This window comes from Streptomyces sp. NPDC041124 (assembly GCF_055592385.1).
The window spans coordinates 74,109-89,738 of sequence record NZ_JBVIYR010000010.1; the positions used below are offsets into that span (position 1 = coordinate 74,109).

Annotated in this window: 13 protein-coding genes and 3 pseudogenes; 5 read left to right on the forward strand and 11 right to left on the reverse strand. The window is 72.1% G+C overall.

The features are described 5' to 3' along the window. Window position 1: 1 nt before the first annotated feature. Window positions 2-661 carry a GTP cyclohydrolase II gene (ribA, locus tag ACZ6A9_RS25505; RefSeq protein ID WP_468989469.1) on the reverse strand — a complete coding sequence of 220 codons (660 nt, stop codon included), beginning with the start codon at window positions 659-661 and terminating at the stop codon, window positions 2-4. Window positions 662-702: 41 nt separating this feature from the next. Here ribA and ACZ6A9_RS25510 point away from each other — a divergent pair, with 41 nt between their 5' ends. Continuing rightward, a complete protein-coding gene (locus ACZ6A9_RS25510) occupies window positions 703-1,470 on the forward strand; it encodes a creatininase family protein (RefSeq protein WP_468989471.1) in 768 nt (255 codons plus the stop codon). Window positions 1,471-1,769: 299 nt separating this feature from the next. Here ACZ6A9_RS25510 and ACZ6A9_RS25515 read toward each other — a convergent pair. From ACZ6A9_RS25515 to ACZ6A9_RS25535, 5 genes and pseudogenes are all read right to left on the reverse strand, one after another. Further along, window positions 1,770-2,714: pseudogene (locus tag ACZ6A9_RS25515) on the reverse strand (lysylphosphatidylglycerol synthase transmembrane domain-containing protein); the annotation flags it as partial. Then, window positions 2,711-3,760, reverse strand: coding sequence for a class I SAM-dependent methyltransferase (locus tag ACZ6A9_RS25520; protein ID WP_468989474.1), 1,050 nt, complete (start codon window positions 3,758-3,760; stop codon window positions 2,711-2,713). The gene ACZ6A9_RS25520 and the pseudogene ACZ6A9_RS25515, both read right to left, overlap by 4 nt. Further along, window positions 3,757-4,974 (reverse strand): glycosyltransferase family 4 protein, encoded by a 1,218-nt coding sequence (locus tag ACZ6A9_RS25525; RefSeq protein ID WP_468989476.1) that lies wholly within the window; start codon window positions 4,972-4,974, stop codon window positions 3,757-3,759. Before ACZ6A9_RS25525 ends, ACZ6A9_RS25520 begins: the two co-directional genes overlap by 4 nt. Then, entirely contained in the window at window positions 4,971-5,369 is a 399-nt protein-coding gene (locus ACZ6A9_RS25530) for a 6-pyruvoyl trahydropterin synthase family protein (RefSeq protein ID WP_468989478.1), read from the reverse strand. The genes ACZ6A9_RS25525 and ACZ6A9_RS25530 overlap by 4 nt, the downstream gene beginning before the upstream one ends. 114 nt (window positions 5,370-5,483) lie before the next feature. After that, window positions 5,484-6,479 carry a zinc-dependent alcohol dehydrogenase gene (locus ACZ6A9_RS25535; RefSeq protein ID WP_468989481.1) on the reverse strand — a complete coding sequence of 332 codons (996 nt, stop codon included), beginning with the start codon at window positions 6,477-6,479 and terminating at the stop codon, window positions 5,484-5,486. Window positions 6,480-6,588: 109 nt separating this feature from the next. On the opposite strand from ACZ6A9_RS25535, the gene ACZ6A9_RS25540 reads away from it, so the two are divergent. Next, window positions 6,589-7,359, forward strand: coding sequence for a CDP-alcohol phosphatidyltransferase family protein (locus tag ACZ6A9_RS25540; RefSeq protein WP_468989483.1), 771 nt, complete (start codon window positions 6,589-6,591; stop codon window positions 7,357-7,359). A 106-nt stretch (window positions 7,360-7,465) separates the two neighbouring features. Here the strand turns inward: ACZ6A9_RS25540 and ACZ6A9_RS25545 are convergent, their stop codons facing one another. Beyond that, window positions 7,466-7,957, reverse strand: coding sequence for a DUF5959 family protein (locus ACZ6A9_RS25545; protein ID WP_468989485.1), 492 nt, complete (start codon window positions 7,955-7,957; stop codon window positions 7,466-7,468). A gap of 69 nt (window positions 7,958-8,026) precedes the next feature. Between ACZ6A9_RS25545 and ACZ6A9_RS25550 the strand changes: the two are divergent. Beyond that, a pseudogene (locus ACZ6A9_RS25550) lies at window positions 8,027-8,164 on the forward strand (ATP-binding protein); the annotation flags it as partial. Between the two features lie 56 nt (window positions 8,165-8,220). Here ACZ6A9_RS25550 and ACZ6A9_RS25555 read toward each other — a convergent pair. Beyond that, entirely contained in the window at window positions 8,221-8,763 is a 543-nt protein-coding gene (locus ACZ6A9_RS25555; protein ID WP_468989488.1) for a hypothetical protein, read from the reverse strand. 198 nt (window positions 8,764-8,961) lie between these two features. Between ACZ6A9_RS25555 and ACZ6A9_RS25560 the strand changes: the two genes are divergently transcribed. Then, a complete protein-coding gene (locus ACZ6A9_RS25560) occupies window positions 8,962-9,555 on the forward strand; it encodes an HD domain-containing protein (protein WP_468989490.1) in 594 nt (197 codons plus the stop codon). Between the two features lie 148 nt (window positions 9,556-9,703). After that, window positions 9,704-9,883: pseudogene (locus ACZ6A9_RS25565) on the forward strand (hypothetical protein); the annotation flags it as partial. 92 nt (window positions 9,884-9,975) lie between these two features. On the opposite strand, the gene betT reads toward ACZ6A9_RS25565, so the two are convergent. The 3 genes from betT to ACZ6A9_RS25580 form a co-directional block, all read right to left on the reverse strand. Then, window positions 9,976-12,102, reverse strand: coding sequence for a choline BCCT transporter BetT (gene betT, locus ACZ6A9_RS25570; protein ID WP_468989493.1), 2,127 nt, complete (start codon window positions 12,100-12,102; stop codon window positions 9,976-9,978). Between the two features lie 119 nt (window positions 12,103-12,221). Further along, window positions 12,222-13,781: a GMC family oxidoreductase gene (locus ACZ6A9_RS25575; RefSeq protein WP_468989496.1), complete on the reverse strand. Its 1,560-nt coding sequence runs from the start codon at window positions 13,779-13,781 to the stop codon at window positions 12,222-12,224. Window positions 13,782-13,847: 66 nt separating this feature from the next. Next, complete coding sequence (locus ACZ6A9_RS25580) at window positions 13,848-15,314, reverse strand: aldehyde dehydrogenase family protein (protein ID WP_468989499.1); 1,467 nt, start codon at window positions 15,312-15,314, stop codon at window positions 13,848-13,850. Window positions 15,315-15,630: the final 316 nt, after the last annotated feature.

Sequence of the window (15,630 nt, forward strand, 5' to 3'; positions counted from 1 at the left end):
CTCAGGACAGGTGGGCGACCGCGTCCAGGTGGGGCAGGTGGTGGTCGAGGCGCTCCCGCTTGGTGCGCAGATAGGTGATGTTGCTCTCGCACGGCGGTATCAGCAGCGGCACCTGCTCGGCGACCTGGACGCCGTGCCGCACCAACGCCTCGCGTTTGCGCGGGTTGTTGGACATCAGCCGCACCGACCGTACGCCGAGGTCCTGGAGCATGCCGGCGGCGACGGCGTAGTCGCGGGCGTCCACCGGCAGGCCGAGCGCGAGGTTCGCCTCGACGGTGTCGAGTCCCTCCGCCTGGAGCGCCATCGCCCGCAGCTTCGCGAGCAGGCCGATACCGCGTCCCTCGTGGCCCCTCAAGTAGACGACCACGCCCGCCCCTTCGGCGACGACCGCGCGCAGTGCCGCCGCCAGCTGGTCACCGCACTCGCAGTGCTGGGAGCCGAAGGCGTCACCGGTCAGGCACTCCGAGTGCAGCCGGGTCAGGACCCGGTCCCGGCCGAGATCGCCGTACACCAGGGCGACTTGTTCGTCGCCGCGGTCGTGGTCGAGATATCCGACCGCCTGGAACTTGCCGTACACGGTGGGCAGCGGCGCATTCACGACGCGTTCCACGCCGGTCCGCCGCAGGGGCTTCTTGCCGAGGACGCCTACTTTTTCTGTCATGATTCTCGAGTTCCTAAGCAGAGACGAAAGGCCGTGACGATATGAGTGGTTCACACAAGCGGTCGGCGGCATACGGCCCGGTGCACGGCCTGTTGCCGGCGGACACTACAGAGGATGTACGGATGCGGGGAGCCGGCGTCTCACAGCAGATAGCGGTACTTCCGGTGGGGAGTTTCGAGCAGCACGGTCCGTATCTTCCGCTGGCGACCGACACGCTGGTCGCCTGCGCCGTCGCGGGGCGGATCGCCGACACCTACCCGGTGCACCTCCTCCCTCCGGTGACGATCTCCTGCTCGCACGAGCACGCGGCCTGGCCGGGGACCGTCTCCCTGTCCTCCACGACGCTGCACGCGGTGATCAGGGACATCGCCGACTCGCTCCGCCGCTCGGGCGTGGACACCCTGGTCCTGGTCAACGGCCACGGCGGGAACTACGTACTGGGCAACGCCGTCCAGGAGGCCTCCGCCCGCGGCGAACGGATGGCGCTGTACCCGGCCCCTGAGGACTGGGAGACGGCACGCGAACACGCCGGCGTGGTCACCTCGTTGCTCACCGACATGCACGCGGGAGAAATCGAGGCATCCATCCTTCTGCACACTCATCCCGAATTGCTCCGCCCCGGTTATGAGACCACCGACCACGTGGCCGACGACCGCCGTCATCTGCTGACCCTCGGCATGCCCGCTTACACCGATTCCGGCGTCATCGGCCGCCCTTCCCTGGCCTCGGCGGAAAAGGGCGAGCGCCTCCTGGCAAGCCTGACGGATTCCTTCGGCACGTATTTCTCACTGCTGACCTCCGACGCCTGAGAACGGGGCCGGGGAAAACCCCCGGCGTCCGCAGCCCGACCCCCGACCCCCGACCCCTCCGACGCCTGAGAACCCGGCTGATGCCCGGCTCCCAGCCCGTCCGGCGTTCGAGGACGAGGCCGTAGGCCGACCGGGGGTCCGGGGGTGGCGCCCCGGGGGACGATGGGGGTCCCCCCGCTCGAGCGGAGCCGAGAGTGGGGGAGGGAAGGGGCGGCGGGGGCGAAGGAACGACGGTCACCACCGCGCCGCACACCGCCGTACCACCGCACCACCAACACCACCGCCCCTGGAAGACTCGCCACCAGACTGAACACCCCGTACACCACCGCGACGGTCAACCCCGCCCCCGCCCCGAGCCCCGCCGCCCCGAACGCCCAGGCGGTGACCCCCTCACGCGGCCCCCACCCTCCCACGTTCAGCGGCAGCCCCATCGCCAGCAGCGCCAACACAGCAAGCGGCAACAACTCCCCCACCGACGCCGCCACTCCGGCGACCTCGGCGGCCAGCACGAACATGCCCGCGTACCCGGCCAGCACCACCACGGAGGAGACGAGGACACCGGGCGCGCTCCGCCGGGAGCACAGCCCCACCCGGGCCTCGCCCAGCATCCGCACCCCCCACCCGCGCCCTCGCCCCGGCCGGGCCCCCGGCGCCCGGTTCATCCGCAGCGCGAGCACCACCGCCCCGGCCCCCAACACCCCGAGCCCCACGACGGGGAGCGCCTGCCGCACCTCTGCCGACACCGGCGACGGCATGGTCACCAGCACCACACCTCCGGCGACGAACAGCGCGAGCTGACCGGCCGTCCGTTCCAGCACCACCGCCCGCACTCCCCGCCCCAGGTCGCCGGCGTCCTTCCCGTGCTGCACGGCCCGGTGCACATCCCCCAGGACTCCCCCGGGAAGAGCGGCGTTGAGGAACAGCGAACGGTAGTAGTCCGCGACGGCCGCCCCCAGCGGCAGCCGGATCCCGATCCCGCGCGCCACCAGCGCCCAGCGCCAGGCGCTGAACACGGTCGTCACCAGTCCGATCGCGAGCGCCGCGAGCAACGTGGTCCCGTCGATGCGCCGGACGCCGTCCACGAAGGCCCCGGTGCCCAGCCGCCAGAACAGCACCGCCAGGATCGCCACACCGGCGAGGGTGCACAGACGCGTGCGCACGGCAGGGGCGCCGGCCCGCGCGAGCAGACCACGGAAGCCACCCCCGCCGGCAGCCGCCGTGGCTCCCGCCGTCTGCGAACTCATCCGGCCCCGCCCACCGGCCGGCACAGAGCGAGCAGGTCGGTGTGCTGGACGATCACCCGCAACTCCCCCGCCGCACACGCCTCCAGCCGCTCGGCCAGATACGTTTCGGCTCGCGAGGCGAGCTCCGGCCGCTCCTCCACCGCCGCGCCGACCCATCCCCGCAGCCACTGCTCGGTCAGCGCGGCCTGCCCCGGCCCGAGACGCCAGGGGCTCGGGTTCAGCTTCACGGTCGCCCCGTGCTCGGCGAACGCCTCGGCGGCGGCCGTGACCGCGTCCGGCCCGAGCAGAGCGTCGCGCCGCTGGTGGGCGTTGAACGCCTCGGTGATCTCCTGGTCCATCGGGTGCGGCGCGGTCAGCTCCACCCGTCCCGCCACCGACAGCGTCAGCAGGGCCGGGCAGCCGGCCCCGGCGCAGGCGGCGGCGAGGGCACCGATCTCCTCCCGGGTGAGGACGTCGAGCAGCGCCGACGCCGTCACGAGGGAGGCACCGGCCAGCGCGTCCGGGGTGAGCCGGGCGACGTCGCCGCGCCGGGTCTCGACGGTGACGTGGCTGCCGTCGGCGGCGGAGCGCGGCGAGGCGACGGCGGCGAAGTGCAGCAGGTAGGGGTCACGGTCGTGCAGGACCCAGTGCTGGGCGCCGTCGAGGTGGGGGGCGAGCCAGCGGCCCATCGAACCGGTGCCGCAGCCGATGTCGTGGATGACGAGACCGTCCGCCCGGCCCGGCAGGTTGGCGAGCCGGATGCGCAGCGGGTCGAGCAGGTCGTACGAGCGGGCGGCGGCGTCGGCCGGTTCGCGCAACTGGAGCCACTCGGGCGCGAAGCGGGCGGGTTCGCCGTCGTCGCCGTCCCTCAGCCGCAGGGTGGCCCCGTCCCCCGGGCGGGACGCGGACGGGCCGGCGCCGGGGATGACGGACGTTGCCGTGACGACGGTGCTCTCGGGTTCCACGGTGCCTCCTGGCCGGCCGGGCAGCGCGTCCGTGACGTCCCGGGGGCCGGGCCGGGCCGGGATCGTACCGCCGTCCTGGGTGGTGGTCGCCGGTTCGGTCATGCCGCCCTCCGGGGTTCGGTCGGGAGCCGGCGCAGTACGGCGGCCAGGCTCTGCGCGGTGCTCGCCCAACCGCCGAGTGCGGCCCGCCGGCTGCGGGCGGCCGCCTTCAGCCGGCGTCGTACGTCCGCCTCGCCGAACCAGCGGCGCAGCTCGGCCGCGACGGCGGCGGGGTTCTCCGGCGGGACGAGGATGCCGGGCACTTCCCCGTCGGGCGCGCGGCCGACCGCCTCGGACACTCCGCCGACGTCGGTCGCCAGCACCGGGATGCCGCGCGCCAGAGCCTCGGTGACGGCCATGCCGTACGTCTCCGCGTGCGAGGTGAGCACCATCAGGTCGGCGGCGGCGTAGCTCGCGTCGCGTGCGGCCCCGGTGCGCGGCCCGGTCAGTTCGAGCCGGTCCTCCAGGCCGTGTTCGCGGATGAGGCCGCGCACGTGCGTGACGTAGGCGGGGTCGTATCCGAGCCCTCCCACGAGGGAGCAGCTCCACGGCAGGTCGGCCACGGCCGCAAGGGCCTCCACCAGCCGGTGCTGGCCCTTGCGGGGTGTCACGGAGGCCACGCACAGCAGCCGTGACACGCCGTCGGTGCCGGGTGCGAGGGGCCCGATGTCGGCGCCGGGGGCGGCGACGTGGACGCGGTCGGGAGCGAGACCGTGGTGGGCGACGAGACGGCGGACGGCCCAGTCGCTGGTGGCGATGACGGCGGGGACCGCCCGCAGTACCGCGCGTTCACGCCTGTCCAGTTCGGCGGCGGCGGCCGGGTCGAGCCCGGTTTCGTCACCGAGCGGGAGATGGACGAGTACGGCCATGCGCAGCCGGCCTGCCTGCGCCTCCGGGACCATGATCTCGGGTACGGCGCACGCGACGATCCCATCGAGCAGGACGACGCTGCCGTCCGGCAGTCCCCGCAGGGTGCGGGCCAGTTCCGCCCGGGCGGCGGCGTCGGGGCCGGGCCAGTCACCGGGCACCGCGTGCCGGTGCACCTGCCAGCCGAAGCCGGGCAGGTCCAGGCAGGCGCGGCGGTCGTAGGCGTTGCCGCCGCTCGGCGCGGCCGGGTCGTCGACGCCGGCCGGCATCACGAAGTGCACGGAGCGCAGGGACATGGGGATGATTCCACCGTTCCTCGGGAAGGACGCCTGCTGGGGAACGTAGTCCAGGCGGGCGGTCCCGGCCCGGTCGGCCGGCGCGTCGGCCCTGTGGATGGTCGTGTCGGTCACAGCGCACGCTCGTAACTCGCCCAGGCGATGTGCGACTCGTGCAGGGTGACGGCGACCTTGGCGATGCCCTTGGCGCCCTCACCCAGGGCACCCTTGTGGATGCGCTCGGCGAGCCGGTCGGCGATGACCTTGGCCAGGTACTCCGTGGAGGTGTTGATTCCCGCGAAGTCCGGTTCGTTGTCGAGATTGCGGTAGTTCAACTCGCCGACGACTGAGCCGAGTTCCCTTGTGGCGAGGCCGATGTCGACGACGATGTTGTCCTCGTCCAGCTGTTCGCGCCGGAACGTGGCGTCCACGAGGAACGTGGCCCCGTGGAGGCGCTGGGCCGGTCCGAAGACCTCGCCGCGGAAGCTGTGGGCGATCATGATGTGATCGCGGACGGTGATGCTGAACAACGGACGACCCTCCAGGTGCGGCGCGTCTGTTCCCCGGCCGATCTCCGGCGGGGATGCCGTGTAGTACGGCTGACTGCCTTCCCCTGTTCAGCGTTGGCTACCTCTTTTCTGAGGTCAGGCGTGTGTGGTGCGGTCCGGGTCGGCGTAGCGCACGCGGTGGCACAGGGCGGGGAGGTCGCCGGAGGCGAGGCGGGTCATGACGTCGGGCAGGTCCTCGAAGGCGGATTCGCCGGTGATCAGGGCGTCGAGAGCGGGGTCGGCGAGCAGGTCGAGGGCGAGGGCGAGCCGGTCGGCGTAGCCGCGGTGCGCGCGGGCCGGGGAGACGGTACCCACCTGACTGCCGCGGACGGTGAGGCGACGGGAGTGGAACGCCTCGCCCAGCGGGAGGCTCACCTTCCGGTCGCCGTACCAGCTCAGCTCGACGACGGTGCCCTCGGGGCGGAGCAGCTCGAGTGCCCTGCCGAGGCCCTGTTCGGTGGCGCTGGCGTGGACGACCAGGTCGCAGTCGCCGAGGGCGTCCGCGGGGAGCGCGAACCCGGCACCGAGGGCGTCGGCGGTCCTGGCCCGCGCGGGGTCGGCGTCGACGAGCTGGACGCGCACGCCGGGGAAGCGTGCCAGCAGGGCGGCCACCGAGCAGCCGACCATCCCTGCGCCGACCACGGCGATACGGTCACCGACCAGCGGCGCCGCGTCCCACAGGGCGTTGACGGCGGTCTCCACGGTGCCGGCCAGCACGGCCCGCCCGGCGGGCACGCCGTCGGGCACGGGCGTGACGGCGTGCGCGGGCACGACGTACCGCGTCTGGTGCGGGTAGAGGCAGAAGACGGTGCGCCCGGTGAGGGCCGCGGGGCCCTCCTCCACCACGCCGACGTTGAGGTAGCCGTACTTCACCGGCCCCGGGAAGTCGCCCTCCTGGAACGGTGCCCGCATCGCGGAGTGCTGACTCCCGGGCACCCCCCCGCGGAAGACGAGCGTCTCGGTGCCGCGGCTCACGCCCGAGTAGAGGGAGCGCACCAGCACCTGGTCCTCGCCCGGCTCCGGCAGGGTGAACTCTCGGATCTCCCCTCGGCCAGGTGAGTCGAGCCAGAACGCACGGGCGGTGCGGTTCATCGAAGTCCTCCTGAACGATCGGGAAGCTGCACGCGTACCGAGTGGTGCGCAGGCCGCGCACAAGGTAGCGGCCTTGATCGACTCTGTCACACGGCCGGAGGAATGCTCGGTGGCCCTGAACAACAGTTACGACGCGAGGTTCGTGCAGCAGGAGACCGCCGTGGGGGCGGGCGTACAGATCCTGTTGCTGGCCCTGATCGGTACGGCGATCGGCATGGGCCCCGCGGGCTGGCTGACCGGCCTCGCGTTCGCGATCGCCACCTGGGCGGTGCTCTCCCGGGCCCTGTACCGGTCGCGGCTGCGCTCCTTCGGCGCGGCGAACCGGGTCACCCTCGGCCGGGCCACGCTGGTCGGCGGGGTCACCGCGCTGGTCGCCGACTCCTTCCAGGACTCACCGCCCGTCTCCCTGTTCGTCGGTCTGACCGCCGTGGCGCTGATCCTCGACGGGGTCGACGGCAAGGTGGCCCGCAGGACCGGTACGTCGACCCCGCTGGGTGCCCGCTTCGACATGGAGGTGGACGCCTTCCTGATCCTGGTGCTGAGCGTGTACGTGTCGATGGCGGTAGGTCCGTGGGTGCTGCTGATCGGCGGCATGCGGTACGTCTTCGTGGCCGCCGCACGTCTCTGGCCCTGGCTGACCGCCCCGCTCCCGCCGAGCACCGCCCGCAAGACGGTGGCCGCGCTCCAGGGTGTGCTGCTGCTGGTGGCGGGCTCGGCCCTGCTGCCGCACGCGGTCAACGTCGCGGCGGTGGCACTCGCGCTGGGTCTCCTGGTGTGGTCGTTCGGCCGCGATGTGCTGTGGCTGTGGCGGACGTCGCGGCCGGCGGCGACCGCGGCCCCGTCCGCGCACGAGGTACGGCGTGAACTGGTCGCGAGCTGACACCCACCCGGTACCCAGGGGCCGGCTCCGGCCCGCCCGCCCGGCGAGGGGCGGCCGCGGCCCCGTCCGCACCGACGGTCGGGGACTCGGCCACGGGTGATCCGCCTCACGACGCGGACAGCATCGGAACCCAGTGGTCCCGCACCTGGCGCAGGCGCTGCCGGTGGTCGGCGATCCAGTCGTCCGGCGGGACGAACGGCACCCGCACCGTGACCATGGACCCGGACTCGTCCTCGACGACCACCTCCGGGCAGTCACGGTCACCGGTGAGGTGGACGAAGACCGACGGCCCGCTGCTCATCTCCATCCAGGCGATGTCCTCCCCGGCGTCCAGCCGGTCCAGCGCATCGGCCCAGCTCTCCAGTCTGGAGGCCCACAAAGCCAGGTCGACCCGGCCGGACACGAAGGGCGTCCTGACGACGATCTCGGCCTCGAGCCCGGCCGTCCATCGGGGGTCACACCCCAGAACGGTGACCGTGACGCTGTTCCCCTCGTCGTCGGCGAAGGAGATGAGTTCCCTCGGCGGACCGTCGCCCATGGCTGCCCTTTCGTCGGTGGGTGCCGGGAGATCCTCGTCCGCCCGGAGGCCGTCCGCCACTGCTTATCACCAGCGGTTCCCCTGGCGTCGGCCCGTCGATCGGGTGAGCACCGGACGGACACGGCCGGGGAATGGGACCGCCTCCACCGTCACGCCGTCGAGTTCCCCCTGCGCAACGCCCGCGCGTGGGCGGACTCACGCACGGGCGAGTCCCTGGCCGCCCAGGTCGACCCCGGCTTCGTCCCCGGCCCGGCCGCCCTCGCCTGACCCGCACCACCCCCTCGACCTCCCGCCGGACTGCTGACCCGCTTCGCCCAGCCCGGCTACTCGACCCCCGCGGCGTCGAGCAGCCGGGCCATGTCCTTGCGCCCGTACCCGAGCAGCCGGGCACGGTGCGCGGCCATCAGCACGAGATGCGCGACGGCCACGTCCCCGTGCCCGGTCGGGGTGTCGGCGTCGAACCACTCCTGGGGCTCTTCGACACCCAGACTGTTCATCACGAGTCCGTGCTCGCGCCGGATCTCCGCGACCGTACCGGCGACCGCGTCCATCAGCGTCCTCCCCGGCCGTTCGCACTCCAGGGTGAAGCGGCCCCGGTCGACGGGCACGCAGCCCTCCGGCGGCCGCGCCCGCACTCCCGCGTACCGCTCGTCCCCGAACCCGGAGGCCCGGCACTCCTCGTGCGCCAACGAGAACCGGTGGAACCCCGGCGGCACCGGAGGCGGTGGGGGCGTGTACTCCCACCCGGCGTCCTCGTACAGCTGCCGCTTCACCTCCTCGGCGTCGGCATGGGTCACGGTGAAGCCGTTGGCGTCGTTGCGCCCGGTCGTCGTGCCGTCGGCGTTGCGGTGGAAGTGCAGCCCCATGGTGTGCCCCCGGTACCGAGATGTGAACTGTGAAGGGGACGGAGTGTCCCGTCACCAGCTCGAACGGCCCGCGAGGCCCCCACGTGCCCCCGCCGCGCAGCATCACCTCATCGCGTGAACTCACGCCTCGGCGGGAACTCCCCGCCCGGCTCCACCCGACCCCACCCGACGTCGACCGGCGGTTGTTAGGCTCCCCCGATGAGGATTCCGGCCCCCGAAGAGATCCGTGCGCTGCACGAGAAGTACGCGCCCACCCCCGAGGCGTTCACCCTCGTCCACACGCACTGCGAGATCGTCTGGAGCGTCGCCGAACAGCTCCTCTCCTCCACCCCGGGCCTCACCCCACTCGACACCGACCTGGTCCGTGCGGGCTGCCTGCTCCACGACATAGGCGTCTACCGCCTCTACGACGACGACGGACGCCTCGACCACCGGAACTACATCCGCCACGGACTCCTCGGCCACGAGATCCTCGAAGCGGAGGGCTTCCCCGAGCCCCTGCGCCGCTTCTGCTCCCACCACACCGGGGTGGGCCTCACCCGTCGCGACGTCATCGACCAGGCCCTGCCCCTCCCGCCCGCCGACTACCTCGCGGTGACGCGGGAGGAGCGTCTGGTGATGTACGCGGACAAGTTCCACACCAAGTCCAGGCCGTCGGCGTTCCTCACCCCCGACGAGTACGCCACCCACGTCCGCCGCTTCGGCGACGACAAGGTGACCGCCTTCGAGGCCCTGCGCGCGGAGTTCGGTGACCCGGACCTCACCCGCCCGGTGCCGTACGCCGAGGTGTGAGCGCAGGTGCGGCAGCGCCGGAGCGGTGGCGGGCCCCATGCGGTGCGGGCAGGTCACGACACGGCCGGCCGTGGCCTCGTTCCCGGGATCAGGGGACCGGATCGATATCGGATCGCGTGAGGTGGTCGCCCGCCGGCACGCTGCCTCCATGGATCACGCGGAAGTACTGCTCATCGGAGGGCGAGCCGGTGTCGGCAAGACGACGGTGGGGTGGGAGGTTCCGGCGCTCCTGCGCGCTGAGGCGGTCGCTCACGCGATCATCGATGGTGACTTCACGGGTCAGGTGCATCCGGCTCCAGAGGGAGACCCTCACCGCGCGGAGATCACACGGCCACCGGTGATCGTCAGTGTGTGAAGACAGAAGATCGGTCGGTGGCCGCAGGTCACAGTGTCCTCGGCAGTGCGGGGCGCGCACGCGGCCTACCCCTCCGGCAGGTGTGCGTCCGGTTCGTCCGGGCGGTGGACGGGGAGGCTGGAGCGGGAGGTCGCCTCGTCGCGGACCCGGAGGTACTCCAGGTGCCGCTCGTACTGGTCGAGGCTGTCGGCGATGAGCTGGTCCTTGCTGTAGCCCATGACGTCGTAGTCCTGGTTGCCCTCGGCGAGCCGGACCTCGAAGCGCACGTAGGAGTCGTGCCGGCTGACCGACCGGGTGGCGAAGCCGGGGGTCGGCATCTCGACGGGCCAGACCTCGTAGAGGAATTCGTCGCTGGTGCCGATCGGCACGCGCAGGCCGACATGAGGGAGGCCGTTCTCCTCCACGGTGCCTTCCAGGACCTCCGCGTCCGCGCCGGCCTCCCGCAGTTCTCCCGCGACCTCGAGGAAGGCGGGACGGCACACCTGGTCGACGAACCTCGCGGCGGCCCGCCTGCCCGGGAACGCCATCGCCCGGGCCAGCCGGTGCTGCCAGGTCGGTGCTCCCGGCAGACCGTGGTGGGCGATGCGTCCGGACAGCGAGCCGGGCAGGGTGGTGATCTTGGCCTCGGCCTTCATGCGCTCGGTGCGCAGGGCCAGATAGAGGCCGGCCATGATCAGGAACATCACGAAGGAGAAGGGGAGCCCCATGATGATGGTGGCGTTGGTGAGCGCCTCCACGCCGCCCACGATCAGCATGGCGAGGGTGAGCAGTCCCGTCGCCAGGGCCCAGAAGATGCGCAGCCAGGTGGGAGCGTCGGTCACCGGGGTGGGCAGGTCGGCGCTGAGGTTGCCCATGACCAGGGCCCCGGAGTCGGCGGAGGTGACGTACAGCAACAGCCCGACGAAGGTGGCGAGTCCGGCGCTGAAGAGGAATCCCGGGTATTGCTCCAGCAGGCTGTAGAAGCCCTGTTCGGGGACGTTCATGGCGGTTTCGCCGAATTCGGTGTTGCCGTCCCGCACCAGGAGCAGGGCGCTGTTGCCGAAGATCGCCAGGAAGAGACCGGTGAAGAGGAACGGGATGATCAGTGTCGCCGCGATGAACTCGCGCAGGGTGCGGCCGCGGGAGATGCGGGCCAGGAAGAGCCCGACGAAAGGCGCCCAGGCGATCCACCAGGCCCAGAAGAAGAGCGTCCACGCGTCCAGCCATTCGGTGGGCTGGTCGTAGGCGAAGGTGTTCAGGGTCATCGAGGGGAAGCGGCTGACGTAGTCCCCGACGTTCTGCACCACGGCGTTGAGCACGCGGAACGGTTCGCCGACGACCAGGATGTAGAACATCAGCAGGGCGGCGAGGAGGATGTTCAGCTGGGACAGCCTGCGGATGCCCTTGTCGACGCCGGACGCGGCGGAGAAGGTGGCCATCGCCACCGCGACGACGATCAGGGCGATCTGCGCGGCGAGCCCTTCCGGCACGTCGAAGAGGACCTTCAGTCCGTAGTTCAGCTGCACCACGCCGATGCCGAGCGTCACGCCGATGCCGAACACCGTGCCGATGATGGCCGCCAGGTCGACGGTGTCGCCGATCCGTCCGTGGATGCGGCGGCCGATGATCGGGTAGAGCGCGGAGCGGATCGCCAGGGGCAGCCGGTAACGGAAGGAGAAGTAGCCGAGGGCCATGCCCATCAGGGCGTACATGCCCCAGCCGGTGATGCCGTAGTGGAACAGGGTCCACACGACGGCCTGACGGGCTGCTTCGAGGGTCTCCGGGTCGCCCTGGGGCGGGGCGAGGTAGTGGCTGACGGGCCCGGAGACCGAGAAGAACATCAGGTCGATGCCGATGCCCGCCGCGAACAGCATCGCCCCCCAGGTGAAGACCCCGTAGTCGGGTTTGGAGTGTTTGGGGCCCAGCTTGACGGTGCCGTACTTGGACAGGGCGATGAACACGACGAACAGCAGGTACAGGGTGGCGGCGACGAAGTAGTACCAGCCGAACCAGCCGGAGATCTTGCCGACCGCCACTCCGATGACGTCCTCCGCCCCGTCCGGGGTGACGATCGCCCAGAGCGAGACGGCGAGGACGAGCAGGGCGGCCCCGAAGAAGACGACGGGTTTGAGCCGGACCGGGCCGGTCACCTCCTCGTGCGCGGTCATGTCCTCCGGCGCCATGCCGGGGTCCTTCTCTCCAGCGGTCGACACAGTCGTGTTCCTCTCTCGCCGAGGCCGGCTGCCGTCTGCCGGAGCTCCCGGTGCACTTGGGGCGCCCGGTCGGCGCCGCGGTCCGCGGTGCGGGGACGGCGGAGCCGGTCGCCGTGCGGCTATCGGCCGGCGGGTCCGGAACGGCCGGTGAGCAGGTCGGCGGCGCGTTCGGCGGCGAGCAGGACGGTCACCATGGGGTTGATGGTGGGCATGGTCGGGAAGATCGAGGCGTCGACGATGCGCACGCCCTCCGCGCCCCGCAGTCCGAGCTCGGGGTCGCAGACGGCCATCGGGTCGTCCGCCGCGCCCATGCGGCAGGTGCCCGCCGGGTGGTAGACGGTGTGGGCGACGCGGCGCCCGTACTCGGAGAGGTCGGCGTCGGAGGTGACGTCAGGGCCGGGCGCGACCTCGCGCCGCAGCCAGCCCTTCAGCGGGTCGGTGGCGGCGATCTCCCGGGCCACCTTGAGCCCTTCGACGATGGTGCGCTCGTCGTGACCCTCGGGGTCGGTGAAGTACCGGAAGTCCAGGGCGGGATGCTCGGCCGGGTTGGAACTGCGCAGCCACATGCGGCCGGTGGAGCGGGCCCGGGGCACGTTCGGCGTCATGCACACCCCGTGCTCGGGAACGGGGTAGCCGAGACGTTCGGTGTTGACGGTGAACGGCACCTGGTAGAAGTGGAACATCAGGTCGGGGCGCGGCTGTCCCTTCTCCCTGCGCAGGAACAGGCCGGCGTCGGAGTCCATCGCGGAGTTGGGCGGCAGCGGGCCGTCGGTCTCCCAGACCATCACGGACTCGGGGTGGTCCAGCAGGTTCTCCCCCACGCCGGGCAGGTCGAGGTGGACGTCGATGCCGACGCGGCGCAGGTCGTCGGCCGGGCCGATGCCGGAGAGCAGCAGCAGGCGCGGGGTGTCGATCGCCCCGGCGCACAGCAGGAGTTCGCGTTCGGCGCGTACGGTGGCCGGCTCGCCGTCGGCGCCCCAAACGGCGACGCGGGTCAGCCTGCCCGACTCGTCGGTGAGCAGCCGGTGGGCCCAGGTCTCCAGGAGGAGCGTGAGGTTGGGGCGGTCCAGGACGGGGTGGAGGTAGGCGACGGAGGCGGAGGAGCGCAAATTGCCCTCCGGTTCGTAGGCCAGGGAGAAGAAGCCGGTGCCGTCGGCGAAGGGTTCGGCGTTGAAGTCGTCGACGACGGGGACGCCGGTGGCGCGGGAGGCAGCGGTGACGAAGTCCTTGGCGATGGGGTTGCGGTCGGCCTCCGCCACCGGGACGATCTTGGTCTGCAGCCGGTCGCGGTAGGGCAGGATCGTCGCCGGGTCCCAGCCCTGACAGCCGTGGGCCACCCAGTCGTCGAGGTCCTGGGGCAGCGGCAGGAAGCTGATGAGCGTGTTGTGGGAGGAGCAGCCGCCGAGCACGCGGGCCCGTGAGTGCAGGATGTGGGAGTTGCCGCGCGGCTGTTCGACGGTGGTGTATCCGTAGTCGAACTCGGTGCCGAGCAGGTTGATCCAGTTGCGCAGGCGCAGGATGCGTTCGTCGCCGACGTCGCTGGGCCCGCCCTCGACGACGCAGACCCGGACGTCGGGGTCCTCGCTCAGCCGTGCGGCGAGGACGCAGCCGGCGGTGCCGCCACCGACGATGACGTAGTCGTAGGAGGACTCGGCGCCGTGCGGGGTGGTGGAGGCCATGGGGTGCCCTTCTTCGAAGCCGTCGATCCGTCGGTCCGTCGGTCCGTCGGGGGCGCGCGCTCGTGCTCAGCCCTTGAACCAGCCGGACGGCCCCGGGGTGAGGTTCTGGTAGATGTGCTTGGCTTCCTGGTACTCGCGCAGGCCGGTGGGGCCGAGTTCGCGTCCGACGCCGGAGCGGCCGAAGCCGCCCCATTCGGCCTGCGGTACGTAAGGGTGGAAGTCGTTGATCCACACGGTGCCGTGCCGCAGCCGCTGGGCGACGCGCTGGGCGCGGCTCGCGTCGGACGTCCACACGCCGCCGGCCAGGCCGTAGCGGGTGTCGTTGGCCAGTTCCACGGCCTCGTCCTCGGTGCGGAACCGCTCGACGGTGACCACGGGGCCGAAGACCTCCTCCTGCACGATGCTCATGGACTTGTCGCAGTCGGCGAAGATCGTCGGCAGCAGGAAGAAGCCGCGGCCGAGCGCGGGGTCGTCGGGGCGGGTGCCGCCGGTGACGAGCCGGGCGCCCTCCTCGCGGGCGGCGGCGATGTGGCGTTCGACCTTGTCGCGGTGTTCGGCGGAGCTGAGCGGGCCGCTCTCGGTGCCCTCGTCCATGCCGTTGCCGAGGCGGATCGCCCTGGCCCGTTCGGCGAGGGCGTCGACGAACCGGTCGTGCAGGGAGTCCTGGACGAGCAGGCGCGAGCCGGCGGAGCAGACCTGCCCGGCGTGCAGGAAGGCGGCGTCGAGTCCGTAGTCGACGGCGGCGTCGAAGTCGGCGTCCTCGAAGACGATGTTGGGGTTCTTGCCGCCCAGTTCCAGGGCGATGTTCTTGGGTCCTTCGGCGGCGGCGGCCATGATGGCGCGTCCGGTGGCGAGGCCGCCGGTGAAGGACACCAGGTCGACCTCGGGGTGGGAGGTCATGGCCGCGCCGACGGTCGCTCCGGAGCCGAGCACCAGGTTGGCGACGCCGCGCGGGGCGCCGGCCTCCTCGATGAGGCGGATCATGGCGATCGTGGTGAGCGGGGTGGTCTCGCTCGGTTTGAGGACGAAGGTGTTGCCCGCGGCCAGCGCGGGCGCGACCTTCCACGAGGCCTGGAGCAGCGGGTAGTTCCAGGGGGCGATGAGGGCGCACACGCCGACGGGCTGGTAGACGACGCGGCTGAGGACGTCGGGGCCGACGTCCACGACGCGGCCGCCGTCCTTGCCGGCGAGTTCCCCGAAGTAGCGGAAGGCGTTGGCCACGTCCTCCACGTCGAAGCGGGACTCGGCCAGTGTCTTGCCGGTGTCGAGGGTCTCGGTGCGGGCGATCTCGTCGATGTCGCGCAGCAGCAGGTCGCGGACGCGCAGCAGCACGTCGGCGCGGCGGCGGGTGGGGGCGTTCGCCCAGTCCTCCTCGACGAAGGCGCGCCGGGCGGCGCGCACCGCGCGGTCCACGTCGGTGGCGTCGGCCTCGTCGACGGTGGTGACGACGGAGGCGTCGTACGGGTTGATCACGTCCCGGCGCCCGCCGGCCGCCGCGCTCGTCCATTCACCGTCGATGTACAGCTCGCCCATCCCGGGACTCCTTCGCATCCGACCGGTACCGATCGGCCTGCCGGTCGGCATCACGGCCCATCGTGCGGGTGGTGGCGGTGGGGCGCACGGCCACCGTCGCGACCGGGTGGCGGGGTGGTCCGGGCGGGTTAACGCGTGACCCGGACGGGGAGGGGAAGCCGGGACCCGCCCTCGCCCGACTCCCCCGGTCGGCGCCGCACCGTGTGCCGGGACGCGGTGGCCGGCCCGGTCGCCCTACCGCACGAGACGGCCTGCGCCGCCGAGCCGCCCTCCCGGCCGCGCTTCCGGCGCGGCACGTACGCCGCGCGCACCGCCC

Excerpts from the sequence above, each read along its gene's own strand:
- ACZ6A9_RS25535 (WP_468989481.1), bottom strand. The coding sequence starts at position 6,479 with ATGAACCGCACCGCCCGTGCGTTCTGGCTCGACTCACCTGGCCGAGGG.
- ACZ6A9_RS25575 (WP_468989496.1), bottom strand. The coding sequence starts at position 13,781 with ATGGCCTCCACCACCCCGCACGGCGCCGAGTCCTCCTACGACTACGTC.
- ACZ6A9_RS25560 (WP_468989490.1), top strand. The coding sequence starts at position 8,962 with ATGAGGATTCCGGCCCCCGAAGAGATCCGTGCGCTGCACGAGAAGTAC.
- ACZ6A9_RS25510 (WP_468989471.1), top strand. The coding sequence starts at position 703 with ATGAGTGGTTCACACAAGCGGTCGGCGGCATACGGCCCGGTGCACGGC.
- ribA (WP_468989469.1), bottom strand. The coding sequence starts at position 661 with ATGACAGAAAAAGTAGGCGTCCTCGGCAAGAAGCCCCTGCGGCGGACC.
- ACZ6A9_RS25520 (WP_468989474.1), bottom strand. The coding sequence starts at position 3,760 with ATGACCGAACCGGCGACCACCACCCAGGACGGCGGTACGATCCCGGCC.
- ACZ6A9_RS25555 (WP_468989488.1), bottom strand. The coding sequence starts at position 8,763 with ATGGGGCTGCACTTCCACCGCAACGCCGACGGCACGACGACCGGGCGC.
- ACZ6A9_RS25580 (WP_468989499.1), bottom strand. The coding sequence starts at position 15,314 with ATGGGCGAGCTGTACATCGACGGTGAATGGACGAGCGCGGCGGCCGGC.